The 19,188-nt window shown below is 51.0% G+C and carries 18 protein-coding genes, 1 other RNA gene, 1 pseudogene and 1 other annotated feature; of the genes and pseudogenes, 7 read left to right on the plus strand and 13 right to left on the minus strand.

The features are described from left to right. Positions 1 to 120 precede the first annotated feature (120 nt). Together recD2 and KNO69_RS09015 are read right to left on the minus strand one after the other, a co-directional pair. Complete coding sequence (recD2, locus tag KNO69_RS09010) at positions 121 to 2,328, minus strand: SF1B family DNA helicase RecD2 (protein ID WP_251124890.1); 2,208 nt, start codon at positions 2,326 to 2,328, stop codon at positions 121 to 123. Between the two features lie 70 nt (positions 2,329 to 2,398). After that, complete coding sequence (locus KNO69_RS09015; RefSeq protein ID WP_214817429.1) at positions 2,399 to 3,085, minus strand: magnesium and cobalt transport protein CorA; 687 nt, start codon at positions 3,083 to 3,085, stop codon at positions 2,399 to 2,401. A gap of 118 nt (positions 3,086 to 3,203) precedes the next feature. On the opposite strand from KNO69_RS09015, the gene KNO69_RS09020 reads away from it, so the two are divergent. The 3 genes from KNO69_RS09020 to KNO69_RS09030 all read left to right on the plus strand — a co-directional run bounded on the left by KNO69_RS09020 (position 3,204) and on the right by KNO69_RS09030 (position 4,533). After that, positions 3,204 to 3,752 carry a VOC family protein gene (locus KNO69_RS09020; protein ID WP_240499799.1) on the plus strand — a complete coding sequence of 183 codons (549 nt, stop codon included), beginning with the start codon at positions 3,204 to 3,206 and terminating at the stop codon, positions 3,750 to 3,752. A 62-nt stretch (positions 3,753 to 3,814) separates the two neighbouring features. Further along, complete coding sequence (locus tag KNO69_RS09025; RefSeq protein ID WP_078146589.1) at positions 3,815 to 4,090, plus strand: hypothetical protein; 276 nt, start codon at positions 3,815 to 3,817, stop codon at positions 4,088 to 4,090. Further along, positions 4,087 to 4,533 carry a hypothetical protein gene (locus KNO69_RS09030; RefSeq protein WP_078146588.1) on the plus strand — a complete coding sequence of 149 codons (447 nt, stop codon included), beginning with the start codon at positions 4,087 to 4,089 and terminating at the stop codon, positions 4,531 to 4,533. Before KNO69_RS09025 ends, KNO69_RS09030 begins: the two co-directional genes overlap by 4 nt. 44 nt (positions 4,534 to 4,577) lie before the next feature. Here the strand turns inward: KNO69_RS09030 and KNO69_RS09035 are convergent, their stop codons facing one another. From KNO69_RS09035 to cymR, 4 genes are read right to left on the minus strand one after another with little or no spacing between them, the layout of a single operon-like run. Further along, a complete protein-coding gene (locus KNO69_RS09035) occupies positions 4,578 to 5,360 on the minus strand; it encodes a tetratricopeptide repeat protein (RefSeq protein WP_353047485.1) in 783 nt (260 codons plus the stop codon). Next, positions 5,248 to 6,369: a tRNA 2-thiouridine(34) synthase MnmA gene (mnmA, locus tag KNO69_RS09040; protein WP_015881190.1), complete on the minus strand. Its 1,122-nt coding sequence runs from the start codon at positions 6,367 to 6,369 to the stop codon at positions 5,248 to 5,250. The genes KNO69_RS09035 and mnmA overlap by 113 nt, the downstream gene beginning before the upstream one ends. After that, positions 6,370 to 7,506, minus strand: a complete 1,137-nt coding sequence (locus tag KNO69_RS09045; protein WP_214817431.1) for a cysteine desulfurase family protein — start codon at positions 7,504 to 7,506, stop codon at positions 6,370 to 6,372. Positions 7,507 to 7,523: 17 nt separating this feature from the next. Beyond that, positions 7,524 to 7,931 (minus strand): cysteine metabolism transcriptional regulator CymR, encoded by a 408-nt coding sequence (gene cymR / locus KNO69_RS09050; RefSeq protein ID WP_031421454.1) that lies wholly within the window; start codon positions 7,929 to 7,931, stop codon positions 7,524 to 7,526. Between the two features lie 60 nt (positions 7,932 to 7,991). Here cymR and KNO69_RS09055 point away from each other — a divergent pair, with 60 nt between their 5' ends. Then, a complete protein-coding gene (locus KNO69_RS09055) occupies positions 7,992 to 9,308 on the plus strand; it encodes a replication-associated recombination protein A (protein WP_214817433.1) in 1,317 nt (438 codons plus the stop codon). A 12-nt stretch (positions 9,309 to 9,320) separates the two neighbouring features. Here the strand turns inward: KNO69_RS09055 and KNO69_RS09060 are convergent, their stop codons facing one another. The 3 genes from KNO69_RS09060 to KNO69_RS09070 form a co-directional block, all read right to left on the minus strand. Next, positions 9,321 to 10,088 (minus strand): tRNA threonylcarbamoyladenosine dehydratase, encoded by a 768-nt coding sequence (locus KNO69_RS09060; protein WP_214687847.1) that lies wholly within the window; start codon positions 10,086 to 10,088, stop codon positions 9,321 to 9,323. A 95-nt stretch (positions 10,089 to 10,183) separates the two neighbouring features. Beyond that, positions 10,184 to 10,370: non-coding RNA, 6S RNA (ssrS, locus tag KNO69_RS09065), on the minus strand. A 74-nt stretch (positions 10,371 to 10,444) separates the two neighbouring features. Next, positions 10,445 to 11,659: a DASH family cryptochrome gene (locus tag KNO69_RS09070; protein ID WP_214817435.1), complete on the minus strand. Its 1,215-nt coding sequence runs from the start codon at positions 11,657 to 11,659 to the stop codon at positions 10,445 to 10,447. A 342-nt stretch (positions 11,660 to 12,001) separates the two neighbouring features. Between KNO69_RS09070 and KNO69_RS09075 the strand changes: the two genes are divergently transcribed. Continuing rightward, the gene (locus KNO69_RS09075; RefSeq protein WP_214817437.1) at positions 12,002 to 12,649 is read left to right on the plus strand and encodes a YczE/YyaS/YitT family protein; all 648 of its coding nucleotides are present in this window, start codon (positions 12,002 to 12,004) and stop codon (positions 12,647 to 12,649) included. Between the two features lie 25 nt (positions 12,650 to 12,674). Here the strand turns inward: KNO69_RS09075 and KNO69_RS09080 are convergent. Both KNO69_RS09080 and KNO69_RS09085 read right to left on the minus strand, forming a co-directional pair. Next, positions 12,675 to 13,275 (minus strand): annotated as a pseudogene (locus KNO69_RS09080) (zinc-binding dehydrogenase). A 100-nt stretch (positions 13,276 to 13,375) separates the two neighbouring features. Further along, complete coding sequence (locus KNO69_RS09085) at positions 13,376 to 15,088, minus strand: ABC transporter ATP-binding protein (protein WP_214817440.1); 1,713 nt, start codon at positions 15,086 to 15,088, stop codon at positions 13,376 to 13,378. Between the two features lie 119 nt (positions 15,089 to 15,207). Between KNO69_RS09085 and KNO69_RS09090 the strand changes: the two genes are divergently transcribed. Further along, on the plus strand, positions 15,208 to 15,558 hold the full coding sequence (locus tag KNO69_RS09090) for an iron-sulfur cluster biosynthesis family protein (RefSeq protein WP_078146579.1): 351 nt from the start codon (positions 15,208 to 15,210) through the stop codon (positions 15,556 to 15,558). Beyond that, positions 15,531 to 15,752 (plus strand): hypothetical protein, encoded by a 222-nt coding sequence (locus KNO69_RS09095; protein WP_214817443.1) that lies wholly within the window; start codon positions 15,531 to 15,533, stop codon positions 15,750 to 15,752. The genes KNO69_RS09090 and KNO69_RS09095 overlap by 28 nt, the downstream gene beginning before the upstream one ends. A 107-nt stretch (positions 15,753 to 15,859) precedes the next feature. On the opposite strand, the gene aspS is transcribed toward KNO69_RS09095, so the two are convergent. Both aspS and hisS read right to left on the minus strand, forming a co-directional pair. After that, positions 15,860 to 17,632 carry an aspartate--tRNA ligase gene (gene aspS, locus KNO69_RS09100; protein WP_074037459.1) on the minus strand — a complete coding sequence of 591 codons (1,773 nt, stop codon included), beginning with the start codon at positions 17,630 to 17,632 and terminating at the stop codon, positions 15,860 to 15,862. After that, positions 17,629 to 18,909: a histidine--tRNA ligase gene (gene hisS, locus KNO69_RS09105; protein WP_251124940.1), complete on the minus strand. Its 1,281-nt coding sequence runs from the start codon at positions 18,907 to 18,909 to the stop codon at positions 17,629 to 17,631. Before hisS ends, aspS begins: the two co-directional genes overlap by 4 nt. Before the next feature lie 43 nt (positions 18,910 to 18,952). Continuing rightward, positions 18,953 to 19,187 (minus strand) — a binding site (T-box leader). Position 19,188 lies beyond the last annotated feature (1 nt).

Raw genomic sequence — 19,188 nt, forward strand, 5'->3', positions numbered from 1 at the left:
CCATCTTCTCGCAGCCTAGGAAGATGTCTCTGTAGAGGTGGTGACGACGTACTCATTTCCTTCATCGTCTGTATCGTTTCAGTTGTCTATTCGTCATTATCACACGCGTTCGGAAAGACGTCAAGACTTCCCGCCTAAGCGTTCGACCAATTTTGTCCGTCGCACTGGTTCCTCTTCTCGCGTCGCCGCCTCAAGCGCACGCACATCACCGAACAAGAGTAAGCTCTTCTTCGCCCGGGTCACGGCTGTATAAATCAAGTTTCGTGACGATCGGAATCCTCCGTTGAAGAAGACTGGCATGAGCACGATCGGGAACTCGGACCCTTGTGACTTATGAATCGTGATGGCGTAGGCGTGGGTGAACTGGTCCCATTCACTACGGTTGTACTCGACTTCTGTCTGATCGAATCGAATGTAAATCTTGTCGACCTTATCAACGTTTTCCTTCGCGTAGAAGATGTTCGTGATTTCTCCAATGTCCCCGTTATAAACGTTTTCCTCGGCGTTGTTGACGAGTTGTAGCACTTTATCGCCATTGCGGTAAATGCGCGTCCCATGTTTCACTTCACGGGCACTCGATTTTGGATTGAATACGTTCTGAAGTGCTTCATTCAGCCCATCAATTCCACAGACACCCCGATATGTCGGTGCGAGCACTTGAATATCAAACGGTGAATATCCTTTTCGGAGAGCCGCTCCTGCCATCTGACAAATCGCTTGAAGTGCCGTCTCTTGATTCGCCGTATAGAAACGCCGGTCCGGCAGTGACGCCAACAAATCGTCTGGCATTTTCTTCGCATTCAACGAATGGGCGAGACGGAGGATACTTGACTCCGACGCTTGGCGATGGACGACGTCAAGGCGAACGACTGGAATCCCTTCTGTCGCCATCAAATCGGCAAGTACTTGCCCCGGTCCGACAGATGGGAGCTGATCACGGTCTCCGACGAACAAGATTTTCATGCCGTTCGGTACCGCTTTGAGCAAACTTCGGAACAAAAAGATGTCAATCATCGACGCCTCATCGACGATGAGCACTTTCCCGACAAGTGGATTCGTCTCATCGACTTGGAACGAACTACCGTCGAACTTTAACAAACGGTGGATCGTTGATGCCGGTAGCCCGGTCGACTCACTGAGGCGTTTCGCCGCTCGACCCGTCGGTGCGGCCAAGACGAACGGGAACGGTTGGTTCGGAACGGGTTCTAACTTCCAATCGAAGACATCGCTGAGTGCATGAATGATGCCTCGAACGACCGTCGTCTTCCCGGTACCCGGTCCACCGGTAAGAACCATGAGCGGTGACTTGAGAGCGAGTTCGATGGCTTCTCGCTGTTGAGTGGCATATTCAATCGAGAACATTTCCTCGACACGTCCGACCGCGTCAAAGATGGTCGTCATGTCCACGTCCTCTGTCGTCGATGTCGCCATGATTCGAGCCAACTCTTCTGCCGCCTTCCGTTCGGCACGGAAAACACGGGGATGATAGACGACCCCATCCTCGATGACGACCCGTTCTTCTTTAGCGAGCGATTCGAGCGCCGTGACGAGCGCATCACCCGGATCAGCCCCGATGATTCGAGGCATCTCGGCTTCGAGTTGTTCCGCCGTCACGTAGAGATGACCGTTCCCTTGCTCGAGTTCTAATACGTATAGCACGGCTGCCGCGATGCGTTCAGGATGAATGCCTTGAATCCCAAAATGTGCCGCGATGGCATCCGCCGTCTTGAATCCAATCCCCTGTACGTCGTACATGAGCGCATACGGATTCTTCTCAATCGTCTCCATCGCCCGTTCTTCATACTCTTTATGAATTTTCGAAGCGAGACGTGGCGTCACGTCGAATGGAGCGAGAAACAAAAGCAACTGATCGACCCCATATAAAACGTTCAGGCGTTCGGTGATCACACGCGCCTGCTTTTCTTTCAATCCGTCTACCTCAGACAGGATACTCGGATGTTTGACGATTTGATCGATACAATCGTCTCCAAGAGAATCCGCAATCTTTTGCGCCGTCTTTTGACCGATTCCAGGGAAAGACCCGTTCGTCAAAAAGCGGACGGCAGCCCGTTTCGTCATCGGGACGACACGGCGAATCCAATCCGCCTTCATCTGTTTTCCGAATCGAGGGTGTTCGACGAGACGACCGTGCGCCTTATACGTCTCGCCCTTCTCAATACCGACTCCGACGCCAGCGATGACCATCTCGGTCTCATCCGTCTCAAAATTCTTTTCTTTTATACGTACGAGCGCAATTGTATGCGCCTCTTCTTCTGATTGAAACAGGACTCGAATGACTTTTCCAGTCAACTCATAAGGTGCTGCCATCATATCCGACACCTCCAGCTATTTTTCCATCATCCATTATAGCCCGAGTTTGAACGGTAGGACAAATCGCCTAACTGAACAGGTTGAGGATGCGCTCGAGCTGGTCGAGGTCGACACGTTCAAGAATCCGAATCAGCTGATCGACATCGATTCGGTTCAAGATGCGCTCAAGTTGCTCCAAGTCCACGGTTTCAAGCAGTCGTTCGAACCGTTCCAGCTCCCCCGAATTAACATAACCTTCGAGCCGCTCGAACAGCTCGGTCCGCTCGACACGAAACAGTTGCTCAAGCGATGGTCGCTGAATCAACAGCACAAGGCCCGCGGCGATGACGTGGACGCCCCAGTTCAACACGACGTGACCGAGCCGTACCGTCTGTCCGACGAACGGGACGAGCGGGATGAACGACAGCTGCAACACGATAATCCCTAGCTGGACGTACGGGTTCGGGATGAACCAAGCCACGAGGGCAAGCAAGGCCGGGACGACCCACGCCACCCCGACCGCACCAAACGTCACGGACCAGGACTTGTTCGCCGACAATATCCAATGCATGACGACACCGATTACAAAAAATGTCGCAAACAGGAGTAACAGCACGGTCGTCGCCCGTTCCGACTCGACGACGACCCGGAACAAGAGATTATTCGTCCACTCGCCCGTCGCGAGACGATTATCGATTTCGATGAACAGACGACCGAGCATGAACCATTCGATGATGAAAAAAATAACGACGCTGACCAAACTAAACATCCGCATATGCTTTCTCCCCTCTCACATTGCTAATCCATTTCCCGAACACTCGGACGGCTATGCACGTTTTTCGTCGAATCAAAGCGGGAACTGTTCGAGTGAACCTATGAAGGAGGGACTATGTATGACGAAACGTATTCCAATCAGTGGCCTGTGTGAACTCGTGTTAGAAGTGACCGACATGACCGAGGCCGTCGATTTTTGGCACGGCAAGCTCGGACTTCCCGTCGTCGAACAATGGGTCGGTGACGATGCCGAGCCGAGCGAAGCACAGGAACAGGCGGACGAACCTTGGGCGACGTGGCTCTATGTCGGGGGGAACACCCGTCTCGGCCTCTGGCTGAAACGAGAGTTCACATCGGAAGAAGAATCGAACCGCCAAGAGGACGTGACCGAGTGGGACACGCTCTATGATGAAGGCGGCGCCCACGTCCACTGCGCATTTTTCGTTCCGATGGAGTCGTTCGACCAAGCGCTCGAAGTGTTAGAGGCGTCAAACATCCCGACGAAACTCCGGACGTGGGACGAGGACGAGACGGTCAACGGTAAAGAGCGCTCGGCCTACTTCAAAGACCCGAGCAAGAACGTGATCGAGCTATACACGAAAAACATGGACGAGGCCTACGGTGAGTTCGGCGGCGAGCCCGTAAAAATCACGACGAAACAGCTCTGATTCACATTTACGCTCGACAACCCACATGATACGATGAGAGAAAATGGAAAAGGTCGTGCTATATGCGTTTCTTCCCGCTTTTCTTCTTGGCTTGTTTAGGCTTGCTCACCTTTGGGCTGTATTTTGTGATCGATGCGTTTCCCACGCTCGACCGACCCACTTCGTTTGCAGCGTTGGCGTTCGTCTCACTCGGGACGAGTTTCCTGATTTTGATGGATGGTGTACGACGAGCCAAGTCCGGAAAGCGTGTCTTGTGGAGCTACCTCGCGCTCTCCGGCACGCTTGTATTGATGACTTTTAATCTTTTGATTTGGGTCATCGGGGAGGTGTCCGCATGACGCTCACCCTCCCTGAATGTATCACCGGCTTTTCATACGGCGACTGTTCCGCCCCAGGGTCAGATTGGAAGACGTTCAAATCGATTTGTTTTGAGTTCACCCGGATTAAACGAGGAATATGTTCCTTTACCATTGGGGACGAAATCACTCCGAATTATCACCAGGCGAGTATCACATGGAGTGAGCAAACCATCTATGTCCTGCTCAGCAGAAACTATCCTGTCATCGGCATCTCCAAACTCGAACCGTTTCAATATGAATTCATCGATGTACCCGAACTGACCGACATGTTTCCTGACACCTATCAGATTCCGTCAGCGGCTGAGTTGAATGAGCGGTTCGATTTGTCGCTACAGCCGTTTCTGAACAAGGCGGAACGCGGAGAAATCAAATATTGGGAACCAGAGACGGTCGGTAACGTCATTTTCCATTATTGGGACTAACAAAAAGCGCCTCTCGCAAAAACTGCGAGAAGCGCTATATTAATTTAGTTACCGAGCAGTGCATCCATCTTCGCGACGGCGTCACGTGCAAGTTCGTGGTCTGGTTGCATCTCTAAGACGCGTTGCAACTCAGCATACGTTCGTTCCTGGTCACCTAAGAACGCATATGCGATCGCCAAGTTGTAACGGGCATCCGTATGGCTCGCATCAAGGTCGAGCGTCTCTTCTAACGCAACGACTGCCTCTTCGAGCTGCTCACTTTGCGCGAGGGCAAGTCCGTACTGGAACGTGATTTCTACGTCTTCCGGCGATTGCTTCTTCGCTTCACGCAGGCGTGGCATCGCACGAACGAAGTCACCCATCGCTTTGTACGTCAAGCCGAGCATAAAGTGAAGATCGGCATCGTCCATCCCCGAAAGGAGCGCTTGGCGAAGCGACGCCTCCGCTGACTCTAATTGCTCAAGTTCATAGGCAAGGGCGCCTTTCGCATAGTGCGCGGCACCGAACGAGCCATCGAGTTCAATCGCTTTGTCATAGAAGATGACGGCACGATCGTAATCGTTGATCGCCTGAAGCAACGTCCCCATGTTGACGAAACCAGTCGGGTCTGTCGGGTTCGCTTCAATGGCCTCATTGAAATGTTTGGCTGCCTGTTCGAATTCACCTTGCTGCATCGCTTGGATGCCTTGTTCGTTTGCGTTCATATCAATCACCTCATCCGATATAGTCGAGTCGTTTGCCGTTGCGGTACGCTTCGTCAATCGTTGCCCCACCGAGACAGACGTCGCCGTCATAGAAGACGACCGCTTGTCCTGGCGTGATGGCACGTTGTGGCTCGTCAAACTTGACGAGGACTTCGCCATTTTCGAGTGGAGCGACCGTGACCGGCACATCTTGTTGGCGATAACGGAACTTCGCCGTCGCCCGGAACTCTCCTGTAGGAGCGGCTCCCGTCCATGACAGTTTCGAAGCGAGAAGCGCATCTGAATAGAGCGCGTCGTGATGGAAGCCTTGTCCGACGAACAAGACATTGTTCTCGACATCTTTTCCGACGACGAACCAAGGATCACCGTCCCCACCGATTCCGAGACCGTGACGCTGTCCGAGCGTATAATACATCAACCCGTCGTGACGTCCTTTGACGACACCATCGAGCGTCCGCATTTCTCCTGGCTGTGACGGAAGGTATTCCGACAAGAACTCTTTAAAGTTCCGCTCACCGATAAAGCAGATTCCCGTCGAATCTTTTTTCTTCGCTGTCGCGAGTCCTGCTTCTTCAGCAATCGCACGTACATCTTTCTTGTCCATATGACCGATCGGGAACATCGTCCGCGCGAGCTGGTCTTGAGACAATTGGTTCAAGAAATACGTTTGGTCTTTGTTGTCGTCTTTTCCTCGTAACAGACGGTGCTCGCCATCGACATATTTCACTTGCGCATAGTGTCCAGTCGCGACAAAATCGGCACCGAGTCGAAGCGCATGGTCAAGGAACGCCTTGAATTTGATTTCTTTGTTACACATGACGTCCGGGTTCGGTGTCCGACCGAGACGGTACTCCGCTAAGAAATATTCAAAGACGCGGTCCCAATATTCCTTTTCAAAGTTGACCGCGTAATACGGAATCCCGATTTGGTTCGCGACGGCGATGACGTCTTCATAGTCCTCTGTCGCCGTACACACACCGTTCTCGTCCGTGTCGTCCCAGTTTTTCATAAAAATCCCGATGACGTTATACCCTTGCTCTTTTAACACATGGGCCGTCACCGATGAATCGACGCCACCTGACATGCCGACGACGACCGTCGTCTCTTCAGGGGCTTTCGTGCGTAAATTCATCTATCTCACTCCGTTCATAAATGTCGAGACGACTTCTTGTAGTCGCTCCGCGAGCCGTTTCGCGTCCTCGACCGAGTTACCGTGGCCAAAACTGATTCGAACAGACTGACGCGTCCGCTCTGAATCCCCGTACATCGCCGACAATACGTGGGACGGTTCGACCGACCCTGCCGTGCAGGCACTTCCGCTTGAAATCGCCATGCCCCGCATATCCATCATGATGAGGAAGGGTTCAAGGTCAATTCCAGGAAGGTATAAGTTCACGATGTGAGGTAAACGATTTGACCCGTTCACCTCATAAGTTACGCCTAGTTCGTCAAGACGCTGACGTAGTGCCAAATCGAGCGACTCATAGAGAGTCACTCGGTCTTCACGCTCTGCCATGACGAGTTCAGCTGCTTTTTGGAATCCGACGGCACCCGGAACATTTTCCGTGCCGGCTCGACGTTTACGTTCTTGTTGTCCACCGAAAGAACGTGACGCTAATTTTACACCTGTTTTCATGAAAAGAAAACCGATACCTTTCGGCCCATTCACTTTATGTGCGGACGCCGACAATAAATCGACATGAATCGCCTTCACATCAATTTCTTCTGTACCAAGCGCTTGTACCGCATCCGTATGGAAGAGAGCCTGGTGATCTTGTAACAACTCACCGATTTCGTGAATCGGCTGGCGCGTCCCGACTTCGTTATTGCCATACATGATCGATACAAGAATCGTGTCATCCCGTAAGGCTGAACGAACGGCGTCGACAGTGACGGCTCCCGAAACATCGACATCGAGATACGTGACGTCGAAGCCCTCACGCTCGAGCTGTTCCATCGCGTGAAGCACGGCGTGGTGCTCGACTTTTGTCGTAATGATATGTTTGCCTTTTTCCTGATGGGCATACGCCGCACCGAACAAGGCATAATTATCTGACTCCGTCCCACCTGACGTGAAGACAATCTCGTTCGGTGAAGCACCAATCCACTTCGCGAGGACGCGACGTGAAGAATCGAGCGCCGCCCGGGCGTTACGTCCAATCCCATGGATGCTCGACGCGTTCCCATACGTCTCTAAAAAGTACGGTGTCATCGCTTCAAGGACTTCCGGTCGCATCGGTGTCGTCGCAGCGTGATCAAAATAGTTCATCTAAGGTCACCTCGTTCTTAAATATAAAACATGTAGCCGTCTGACTCTTCTTCAGCGAGGTCCGCGAGTGTCGTTTCGTCAAGGACGGTATCGATGGCTTCTTTGATTTTATCCCAAAGCTTGCGTTTCACCGCATCATCTGCTTCAGAATCTTCAACGATGGCTAAAGGTCCCTCGAGCAAGCGAATGATTTCACCTGCTGTCACTTCTTCTGCCGGTTTGACAAGTTGGTAGCCACCGTACGCACCCCGTACACTCTTGACGAGTCCACCGTTACGGAGTGGGCCGATCAATTGCTCCAAATAATGCTCCGGCAACTCATGGCGTGCGGCAATCTTTTTTAAACTGAGCGGCTTGTTATCTGTTTCACGCGCTAATGCAATCATGATCGTTAAGCCATAGCGGCCCTTTGTAGATATTTTCATCTTCAAGTCTCCTTCTGTTATACTAATCGAACAAACGTTTGTCGAAAGGAATGGTTACGTATGCCTGATTTATTTCATCAATCGAATGGCGGACCGCTCGCCAATCGGATGCGCCCCGAAACGTTAGATGACGTGATCGGACAGCGCCATATCATCGGCGAGGGCAAGCTACTTCGTCGTGCCATCGAAGCCGATCGACTCGGTACGATTATCCTATATGGTCCACCTGGCACCGGTAAGACGACACTTGCCCGTGTTATTTCGAATTACACGAAAGCGACATTCGTCCAATTGAACGCCGTCACGGCCAAACTCGATGAATTGCGGAACGTCATTCGTGAAGCGGAGTCCCGCTTCGACTATGAAGACGAACGGACGATTCTCTTTTTAGATGAGATCCACCGGTTCAATAAGCTCCAACAAGACGCGCTCCTTCCTGCCCTTGAGTCTGGAAAGCTCGTCCTCATCGGAGCGACGACCGAAAACCCGAGTTTTGAAGTAAACGCCGCACTCCTGTCACGCGCGACCGTATTTCGACTCGAGCCACCAGGTGCCGAGGAGTTACGTGCCGTCCTTGAGCGGGCGCTACACGACTCACGTGGTCTCGGAAATTATCCGGTCAAGATGGATGAAGTTGCTGCAGACCATTATATCAAAATGGCGGATGGTGACTACCGTGTCCTATTGAACGCACTCGAACTCGCCGTCTTGACAACGCCTGAGGTGGACGGAGAGATTCATATCACACTTGAGGTCGCGGAAGAGTCGATTCAACAGAAGTCGATTAAATACGATAAGACGGGTGATCGACATTATGACGTCATCTCGGCGTTCATCAAATCGATCCGTGGGTCTGACCCGGATGCTGCGCTTTACTGGTTAGCCGTCATGATCGAGGCTGGCGAATCGCCACGCTTCATCATGCGTCGCCTTTACGTCCATGCCGCCGAAGATATCGGAATGAGCGACCCGAACGCACTTCTTATTGTCGATGCAGCAGCACGAGCGAGCGAGTACATCGGTTTCCCGGAAGCCCGCATCCCGATTGCCGAGGCTGTTCTCTATTTGGCGACCGCACCGAAATCGAACGCGGTCATCACCGCGATTGACAAGGCGCTCCATCACGTCCGGACAGTTGAGGGAGGCCCTGTGCCCGTACACCTGCGTGACGCCCATAGTCCAGGAGCACGTGAACTCGGAAACGGGGTCGGATACAAATATCCACATGACGAAAAAGACGGATTCGTTCCTCAGAACTACTGGCCAGAGAATTTGGCTAGAAAACGACCAAATTACTATAAACCGACGCCACGTGGATTTGAGCAACAAATCCAAAAGCGGCTCGACTATTGGGAAAAACGACGCGACTCGAAATGAGCCCGCGTCGTTTTATTTTTGGATGCGATTGATTTCGACGCCCGCTTTTTCAAGCAAGTCGTTAATGACATAGCCGGCAGCGACAAGCCCTGCGACCGATGGAACGAACGCGTTCGAGCTCGGTGGCATCTTCGCTTTGCGGATCGGCGCGTCTTTCTTCCCGACGACCTCGTTCACGTCTTCGCGTGTCACGATTGGAGATTCGTCCGAGAAGACGACGGGGACGCCTTTGTAGATTTTCTCTTTACGTAGACGAGTACGGACCATCTTCGCAATCGGGTCATATGACGTATCTTTAATGTCGACGACCTTGATGCGTGTCGGATCCATCTTATTCGCCATCCCCATGCTTGAGATGACCGGGATGCCGCGACGCTTACATTCTACGATTAAATGAATCTTATAGATGATCGTGTCTGACGCATCGATGACGTAGTCGATGTTTTGAGCGAAGAACTCTTCATATGTCTCTTCTGTATAGAACATCTTCAATTGGACGAGGTCTAAGTCCGGGTTGATGTCAAGGAGACGTTTCCCCATCGCTTCGACTTTCGGTTGACCGACCGTCGACAATAGTGCGTGGATTTGTCGGTTGACGTTCGTGATGTCGATATCATCTTTATCGACGAGGACGATGCGTCCGACACCACTGCGCGCAAGTGCCTCGGCCGCAAATGAGCCGACACCGCCGACGCCTAAAATCGCGACCGTTTTATTCTTTAAAGCATCAAGGCCTTCAGAGCCGATGGCCAATTCATTTCGTGAAAACTGGTGTAGCATATTTCTTCCTCCAACTAATTCTATTTTCTCATACTATTTTACTCGGAATTATATTCAAAAAAAAGACGTCTCGCGACGTATTTACAAAAAAATCGATGGGGCCCGGAGTGCCGTGACGATGCCTTGCTTTTGAACCTGCGTATGCAGGTGGGTGACCTAGCGTTTCCTTCACAAGTCCTCCTGCACGTGATGAGGCAGTTGATCTGGTTAGCAGTTCGGTCTCCCGTATTCAAAGTGTTGGCTCAAAATAACGAAGGCGGCTCTCGTACACCTCAGGTATCCCATCTGTTGATTTAACTATAGCGCTTCTGTAAAAAGAAGTCAATGAGAAACGCCGACTTCACGTGACAGTTTGGTCACAACCATTTGTTACGAAACGCACGGTCCGGGTCATACGTGAACTGTTGACGCTCGATGTTGAAACGGCGGTCGCGCGAGTCGTTCCCGACACCCGCCTGGTACGCCCAATTCCCCCAATTGCTCGCCACGTCGTAATCGATTAGTTTCGATTCAAAGTAGGAAGCCCCGTAACGCCAATCTTGTTTCAACTCCTTTGCGAAATAGTTGGCCACGATTTGTCGTCCCCGATTGGACATCCATCCCGTCGCATTCAGTTCGCGCATAAACGCATCTACGAAATCAACACCCGTCTCTCCCTTTCGCCATTTTTCAATGACATCCGCCTCGACTCGCCAGTCTTTCCGTTTCGACCGGATGCCTTGTGATCGAAATAACTTTTTCCCTTGCTCGAGTGCGACCCATTGAAAGAACTCACGCCATAATAGTTCAAAGTACAGCCAGTACGTTGATTCATTTACCCCATGCGTTCGTTCATGTGCCTCGAGTTCAAAGAATACCCGTCGTGGGGATAACGAGCCGTTCGCTAAATAAGAAGATAGCTTCGTCGAGTCATCGACACCAAAACCATTTCTCGTTTCTTTGTACGTTCGAATCGGCACGGACAAATAGTCATTCAATCGACGCTTCGCTGCCAATTCGCCACCTTTGAACGGAAACGCCGTCCTCGGGTCTTGCTTTACTTCTTGAATCGAAAATGGGAACGGCACCTCGCGTGTGGCAGCCGTCGCCTTACGGGAAATCAGTTCTCGGGGACGTACATCATATTCGACCGCTTTTCGAAACTCCGTGAAGAGAAACGGCATTTTCTCAAACGGGATATCGCCCTCTTCAAATAACGTGAATCCACCGAACGTCTCGTACTCCCCTTTCCATTTTTTGATCACTTCATTTTCACGTCGGCGCTCATTGTATCCGACTGCCCGCTGAAACAAGAGACGGTCGGACGGGTCGAGCGTTTCGAGCGGATGACCGACGTGCACGTAAAATGGGATTCCAAGCGCATCGAGTGAGCCGGCCACATCCTCTAATGACTCCTTCAAGAAATGAAGTCGCTCCTTCCCAAGTGGAATGACGCCATAACGATTTTCAACGAACTGATTCGGACTGATGAAAAAATGACCTTCAATCGGATCGTCATGGCGAAGTGCTTCTTCGAGCGGCAAATGATCATCAACACGTAAATCGTTTTGGTACCAAATGATTGTTTTCATCAATAGACCTCCTCCACTCTATAGTATGATGGGTTATGATCTCCGTCATGAGGCTGGAATGTGCTTGAAATATGTTTTCAAAATCAAATTGTGTGGAATATATTCTTCTAGAAGAGAAAGGGGTGTAGCACAATGGCTAAGAAAGGCAAAATGGGAACATTGATTAAAATCGCGACGGCGGTCGCACCGTTCGTCTACGATTACTATAAAAAGAACAAAGCAAAAAAATCACCGAAGAAATAAAACTCACGTCTCAGCCAATAAGCTGAGACGTTTTTTTTATGTTTTTCAATCGCCTGTGCTAAGATAAATCAATCATTCTATTGAAACGAGGCGATGTTCATGCACATCCGATCCATCCATCTTTTACGCATTCTCTTCAAATGGGGTCTCTTCATGACCGGGTTGTTCTTACTCGCGCTCGGTTCATCCATCATGATCACGGCAAATCTCGGGGTTTCCACGTGGGACGTCCTTCATATCGGTATCGCTCACCATCTTCCGATTTCAATCGGGACGGTGATTTTATGTGTCGGTCTTTTACTCGTTCTATTTAAATACATACTCGACCGCATCCGTCCTCAGTTCGGAACTCTAGTAAACGCGGTGTTCGTTGGGGTGTTCATGAACGTGATATTAAATGAGCAATGGCTCCCTGTTTTCGAAGGGATGATTGTGAATATTGTTTGGCTCACATTCGGCATATTTGTGATGGGCATGGGAGCTGGTCTCTATGTCGCCGTCGGGTACGGTGCCGGTCCACGCGATGGATTGACGCTTGCCTTAGCAGAGCGTTTCCAAACGTCCGTCCGTGCCATGAGGACTTGGATGGAACTGACCGCTTGTCTCATCGGTTGGGCACTCGGCGGGCCACTTTTCTTCGGGACCGTCTTATCGATTTTCCTCATCGGCCCATTCTTCCAGTTTTGGCTAGAACGGTTCCGCCTGTTCATCGCCTATGTCGATCGTCTCAAAGTAAAATTCGCATGAAAAAGAGAGGAGATCTCCTCTCTTTTTATGTGTTCGGAATGAGCACAAACGTTCCGAACTTACCCGATTGTTTAAAATACGCCTGTGCCTCACGTGCCTCTTCAAGCGGGAACGTCCGGTCAATGACCGGTTTTAGCTTCCCTTCGGCGATCGAGCGCAACATCTCCGCGAATTCATATCGTGTCCCGAGAACAGACCCTTACATCGCGATATGTTTCAAGTACAGCGTCCGGAAGTCGAGATGGGTCGTCTGTCCTCCCGCCGAACCAGAGATACAGAACTTCCCTCCCTTTTTCAAGATGTTTAGAGATACATCAAATAGCGCATCTCCCACGACATCGAGGACCGTGTCGACCCATCATCCCTTGGTCGACCCCATCTCCGAGCTCGACGACTTCACCAGTGATGTCTGAACCGGGAATGCGTGGGAACTGGACTCCTTCCGGGCGCCATCCTGACTTCTCCCCACTTCCATAAGCCCCTTCTCGCATCCATATTTCCGTATTGTTAATCGCGCAGGCGCGTACCTTGATCAGCACTTCTCCTGCTTTCGGAGACGGTTTCGGGATATCAACCACTTGGAGTTGGTCAACGTCCCCATATCCTACGACTTGTACAGCTTTCATGGTATTTTGCCTCCTTCGCTTTCGTTCATCCATAAGTATTTACCCACGAAATGCTGTTATCACGCCAAAAAGGGCCGCCCTTTATCAGGCAGCCCTCGATTTATAGTTGTTGACGTTGTAACAGGTTCGTGAAGACGCCACCTTTTTGACTGAGTTCTTCGTGCGTTCCATCTTCTACGATTCCTTCTGCCGTCACGACAAGAATCCGATCGGCATTTTTCACCGTCGCTAGGCGGTGAGCGATGATGAGCGTCGTCCGATTCGCCGCCAGTTCATTAAGTGAATCTTGAATGATGGCTTCCGTCTCCGTGTCGAGCGCCGAGGTCGCCTCATCCAAAATTAAGATTGGCGGATTTTTCAAGAACATGCGCGCAATGGCGATGCGTTGTTTCTGACCTCCGGAGAGCTTCAGTCCCCGTTCCCCAATCTGTGTGTCAAGACCGTATTCGAGCTCTTCGACGAGCGTACCGAGATGTGCTTTTTCCACCGCATGCATGATGTCCGTATCGGTTGCATCGAGCTTCCCGAAAGCGATATTCTCACGTAGCGTACCCGCAAACAAGAAGACATCCTGTTGCACGATTCCGATTTGACGACGTAAACTCTCTTTCGTCATGTCACGGATGTCGATGCCATCGATCGAGATCGCACCTTTTGTGACGTCATAAAAGCGTGGGATGAGTGAACAGATGGTTGTCTTTCCAGCCCCGCTCGTCCCGACCAAGGCCACAGTTGTCCCTGCCTCAATCGACAAGTCAATATCCGTCAACACTTGTCGGTAGTCCGAGTAGCCAAACGAGACGTCGTCAAAGACGATATCGCCTTTCAACGTTTCGACCTCGATGGCATCTTCACGGTTCTCGATGTCCGGTTCCTCATCGAGCAACTGCGTGAATCGTTTGAACCCGGCCATCCCTTTCGGATACATTTCTAAAAGCGCCGTGATCTTTTCAATCGGCTTGATGAGTAAGTTCATGTATAAGATGAACCCGACGAGCTGTCCGTATGATAACTGACCCTCGTACGTTAAATACGCCCCGTAGACGAGGACGAGCAACGTCATCAGACGCGTCGTGATATAAATACCTGCGAGTGATGTACTCATGACGCGATACGCTTCAATTTTCGAGCCGCGATAGAAGTTGTTGTCTTTTTGGAAACGCCCGATTTCGAACGCCTCGTTCGTAAACGATTGGACGACACGTGCCCCGGACACACTGTCCTCGACGCGCGCGTTCACTTCCCCGATATTCGTGTACATCTTTTGCCACGCCTTGTTCATGTTCTTATTCGCATACGTGATCATGATGATAAGGAACGGTACCGCGACAACGGTGACGAGTGCGAGTTCCGGGTCGATCGAGAACATGATCCCGAACGCACCGAGTAACGTCATGATGGCGATAAAGAAGTCTTCCGGTCCATGGTGCGCCACTTCCCCGATATCGAACAAGTCGTTCGTGACCCGGCTCATCAAATGGCCGGTCTTATGATTGTCAAAGAAGCGGAACGACTGTTTATGGATATGCGTGAACAACTCTTCTCGCATGTCCGTCTCGATGTTGATGCCGAGCTTATGTCCCCAGTAGTTGACGACGTACTGCATCATCATGGCCAATATGTATAGAATCAACAGGCCGATGCTGACGATGATAATCCAGTTCCATTCCCCACCCGGCAACAAGTCGTCGATGAACCATTGAACGGCAAGCGGAAATCCAAGTTCAAGCAGTCCGACGAGAATTGCGAATGAAAAATCGAGTAGGAATAACTTTTTATGTGGTCGATAATAACTAAAAAAACGTGAAATCATTCTCTCTTCCCCCTTCTCATCATTAAGTGTACGCTTTTTTCCGAAAGGTGGAAAACAGGATGCATCCCTTTTTCATTCTTTTTTCAAACAGCGTATAATAAAAGTAAGGAGTGATACACATGCATGTACACATTACAAATCGTGCCCTCGAACGAATCGAGTCATTGAAAGGCGAACGCGAAGGACAGATGCACCTCTTTTACGAGACAGAAGGTTGTGGTTGTGGGAACAGCGGAATCTTTGAGATTCGATACGTAACCGAGACGACTCCGGAAGACGTTGAAATCGAATCAAACATCGGACCAATCTTAATCAAAAACTGGACAAAAGTGTTTTTAGATGAACAGATGAAAATCGATTTCCTCGAAGACCGTCGTACGCTCGTCTTGAAAAGTGACGGCCAAGTGTTCAATTCGAATCTACTCGTGACGGACGGCACAGGATGTCAGTTGAACGTTCCGAGCCGATGAAACAGACACTGAAACAACATCCGAGACTCCTCATTCTCTTTTTCGCGAGTTTCGGTCTCGGACTATTTGGAATCTATCTGGCGTTTATCGATTCGGTCTATATGATGTCCGCAGTCATCGCCTCGCTGTTTGCGTTTGGTTTCGCGTTGCAGCGAACAGCGAAATATATGCAGCGAGAAGAAGATAAACGTTAACAAGAGGATGTGTTCCAATTAAATATCTACCATCTCGTGTTGAATCCAAAATCCGTTTCACACATACAAAAAACGAGGATTGCCATGGCAACCCTCGTTTTTTATGGTTATTTTTTCTCTTTTATTGCCGTACGAATCGATAACTCTTCGAGTTGCGCGTCCGCGACAGGGCTCGGTGCTTGCGTCAAGAGACAGCTTGCCGAAGCCGTTTTCGGGAAGGCGATTGTGTCGCGAAGGTTCGAACGACCTGCAAGAATCATGACGAGACGGTCGAGACCGAGTGCGATTCCCGCATGTGGCGGTGTACCGTATTCGAACGCTTCAAGCAAGAATCCGAACTGTTCAACCGCTTCTTCTTGTGTGAAACCAAGCAATTTGAACATGCGCTCTTGAATGTCACGCTCATAAATACGCTGTGAACCGCCACCGAGTTCGTAACCGTTCAAGACGAGGTCATACGCAACCGCGCGTACACTTGCCGGATCTGTCTCGAGAAGATGGAGGTCTTCACGGTTTGGCATCGTGAACGGATGGTGGTTCGCATAGAAGCGACCGTCTTCTTCTTCAAACGTTACGAGCGGGAAGTCCGTTACCCAAAGGAAGTTGAACTTCGACTCGTCGATGAGACCAAGTTCGTGACCGAGCTTGACGCGGAGTGCGCCAAGGCTGTCTGCAACGACAGTTGGTTTCGATGCGACGAAGAGAAGAAGGTCACCTGCTTCTGCATCTGTGGCTTCAATTAGCTTCTGTGCGTATGTCTCATCAAAGAACTTCGCGATTGGACCGTTCAAGCCTTCCGCTGTCACTTTGAGCCATGCAAGGCCTTTCGCACCGTACACCGCCGTGAACTCTTGAAGTTTGTCGATGTCTTTACGTGAGAAGTTGTCCGCCTCACCTTTGACGTTGATCGCCTTGACTTGCCCGTTTGATTCGAGTGCTGCATCGAACACTTTAAAGCCAGCACCTTTCACAGCGTCTGCCACGTCGATGAGTTCGAGACCGAAGCGCGTGTCCGGCTTATCCGAACCAAAACGACGCATCGCTTCCGCGTGTGTCATCCGCTCGAACTTCGCTGGCGTGTCCGTACGACCGAGCGTCGATTCCATGACTTGTCCCATCATCGATTCCATCATCGCCATCAAGTCTTCGATGTCCATGAAGCTCGTTTCGATGTCGACTTGTGTGAATTCAGGTTGACGGTCTGCACGAAGGTCCTCGTCACGGAAGCAGCGTGCGATTTGGAAGTAACGGTCAAATCCTGCAACCATGAGCAACTGTTTGAAGAGCTGTGGTGATTGTGGAAGTGCATAGAACTCACCACCATGAACACGGCTCGGTACAAGATAGTCACGTGCGCCTTCTGGCGTCGACTTCGTCAAAATCGGTGTTTCGACTTCAAGGAACTCTTGCTCCGTCAAGAAGTTACGAATCGTGTTCGACGTTTTCGAGCGGAGACGGAACGTCTCTTGGAGCGCCGGACGACGAAGGTCGAGGTAACGGTATTTGAGACGCAGGTCTTCTGAAACGTTTTCCGCTTCGTCACCGATCGGGATTGGTGTCATCTTCGCAGCGTTTAAGATGTTGATCTCTGAAGCGATGACTTCGATATTTCCTGTCGGCATGTTCGGGTTCTTGTTCTCACGCTCGAGAACCGTCCCTTTCACGTCGAGGACGAACTCACTACGAATCGTCTCCGCGAGTTGGTGGACCGCTTCGTTCTCTGGGCGAACGACGACTTGAACGATCCCTGTGCGGTCACGAAGATCGATGAAGATGAGACCTCCGAGGTCACGACGTTTTTGTACCCATCCTTTTAATTGTACTTCCTGGCCGATGAGTGACTCTGTCACGCGGCCGTTCATATGTGTGCGTCCGATCATTGTCCTGCTCCTTCCGATAGTTCACGAATTTTGTCTGCGACGGCCGAGAGTGGCACGTCGACTTGTTCACCAGTCGTCATATCTTTCAAGGCGGCTGACCCTCGTTCGACTTCGTCATCCCCTAAGATGACTGTGAACTTGGCTTTCAGACGGTCCGCCTGTTTGAATTGTCCTTTGAACTTGCGTCCTTGGTAATCACGGTCTGCTTTGAACCCTTCCATGCGGAAGAGTTGTAGGAGGCGTGTCGCCGTCAATTCGACTTCTTTTCCGCCTTGGGCGACGATGAAGACATCAAGTCCTGTCTCGAGTTCAGGTAGGACTCCTTCATTCTCTAATGCGAGGATGAGACGCTCCAACCCGATTCCAAAACCGATTCCCGGCATGTCCGGTCCGCCGATATCTTGTACGAGACCGTTATAGCGTCCGCCGCCACAAAGCGTCGTGATGGCTCCGAATCCTTCTGCCTCAGACATGATTTCAAACGCAGTGTGCGTGTAGTAATCGAGTCCACGGACGAGCGTCGGGTCGACTTCATAGGCGACACCAAGTGCATCGAGTTGTGCGAGCACTTGGTCGAAATAGACCTTCGACTCTTCGTTCAAATATTCAAGAATCGACGGGGCCGTCTTCATCGACGGGTGATCGCGGTCGACCTTACAATCCAAGATGCGAAGCGGATTCTTATACAGGCGTGACTGACAGTCTTGGCAAAGTTCGCCTGCCACCGGCTCAAAGTGACGGATGAGCGCATCGCGGTGGGCGTTGCGGCTTTCCGCGTCCCCAAGCGAGTTGACGACGACTTTGATTTTCTGAAGTCCGAATGACTTGTAAATCGAATAGGCGAGGCTGATGACCTCAGCGTCAACGGCCGGGTCACTACTACCGATTGCTTCGACACCGTATTGGTGAAGCTGACGGAAGCGACCTTTTTGTGGACGTTCGTAGCGGAACATTGGTCCCATGTAGTAGAGCTTGGTCGGCTGGTCCGGATTTCCGAACAGTTTGTTCGTCACGAACGCACGAACGACAGATGCCGTTCCTTCTGGGCGAAGCGTGTACTCGTCTTTCCCTTTCTTCACGAGCGTGAACATCTCTTTTTGGACGATGTCCGTCGTTTCCCCGACACTGCGTGTGAACAGGTTCGTCGTTTCAAAGATTGGTGTGCGAATCTCTTTATAGTTATAACGGGCGCTCATGTCGCGAAGCTTTTCTTCGACATATTGCCACGTCTCGACCGTGCCCGGAAGCAGGTCTTGTGTACCGCGTGGTGCTTTCATCATCACATTTCCCTCCTTAAAAATACAAAAAGGCCCTCGTCCGCAAAGGGACGAGAGCCTGTGTCAGTTTCCCGTGGTACCACCCTCGTTGCAGAGCCATCACTTGAAACTCTGCCACTCGAAATCGGTTAACGCCCGATGAAACGGCTCCCCCTACTCGCTTTCAAGGGAGCACCTCCAAAGTGTCGTTCGGGTCATCATCCAGTCGATGCTTTCAGCCAAGGCATCGCTCTCTTTGCTGGTGGGTTGACCGTACTCTTCTTTATCGTAGGTGTTTGA

This window comes from Exiguobacterium sp. s131 (assembly GCF_018617345.1).
In the GTDB taxonomy this organism is placed as follows: Bacteria; Bacillota; Bacilli; order Exiguobacteriales; family Exiguobacteriaceae; genus Exiguobacterium; species Exiguobacterium profundum.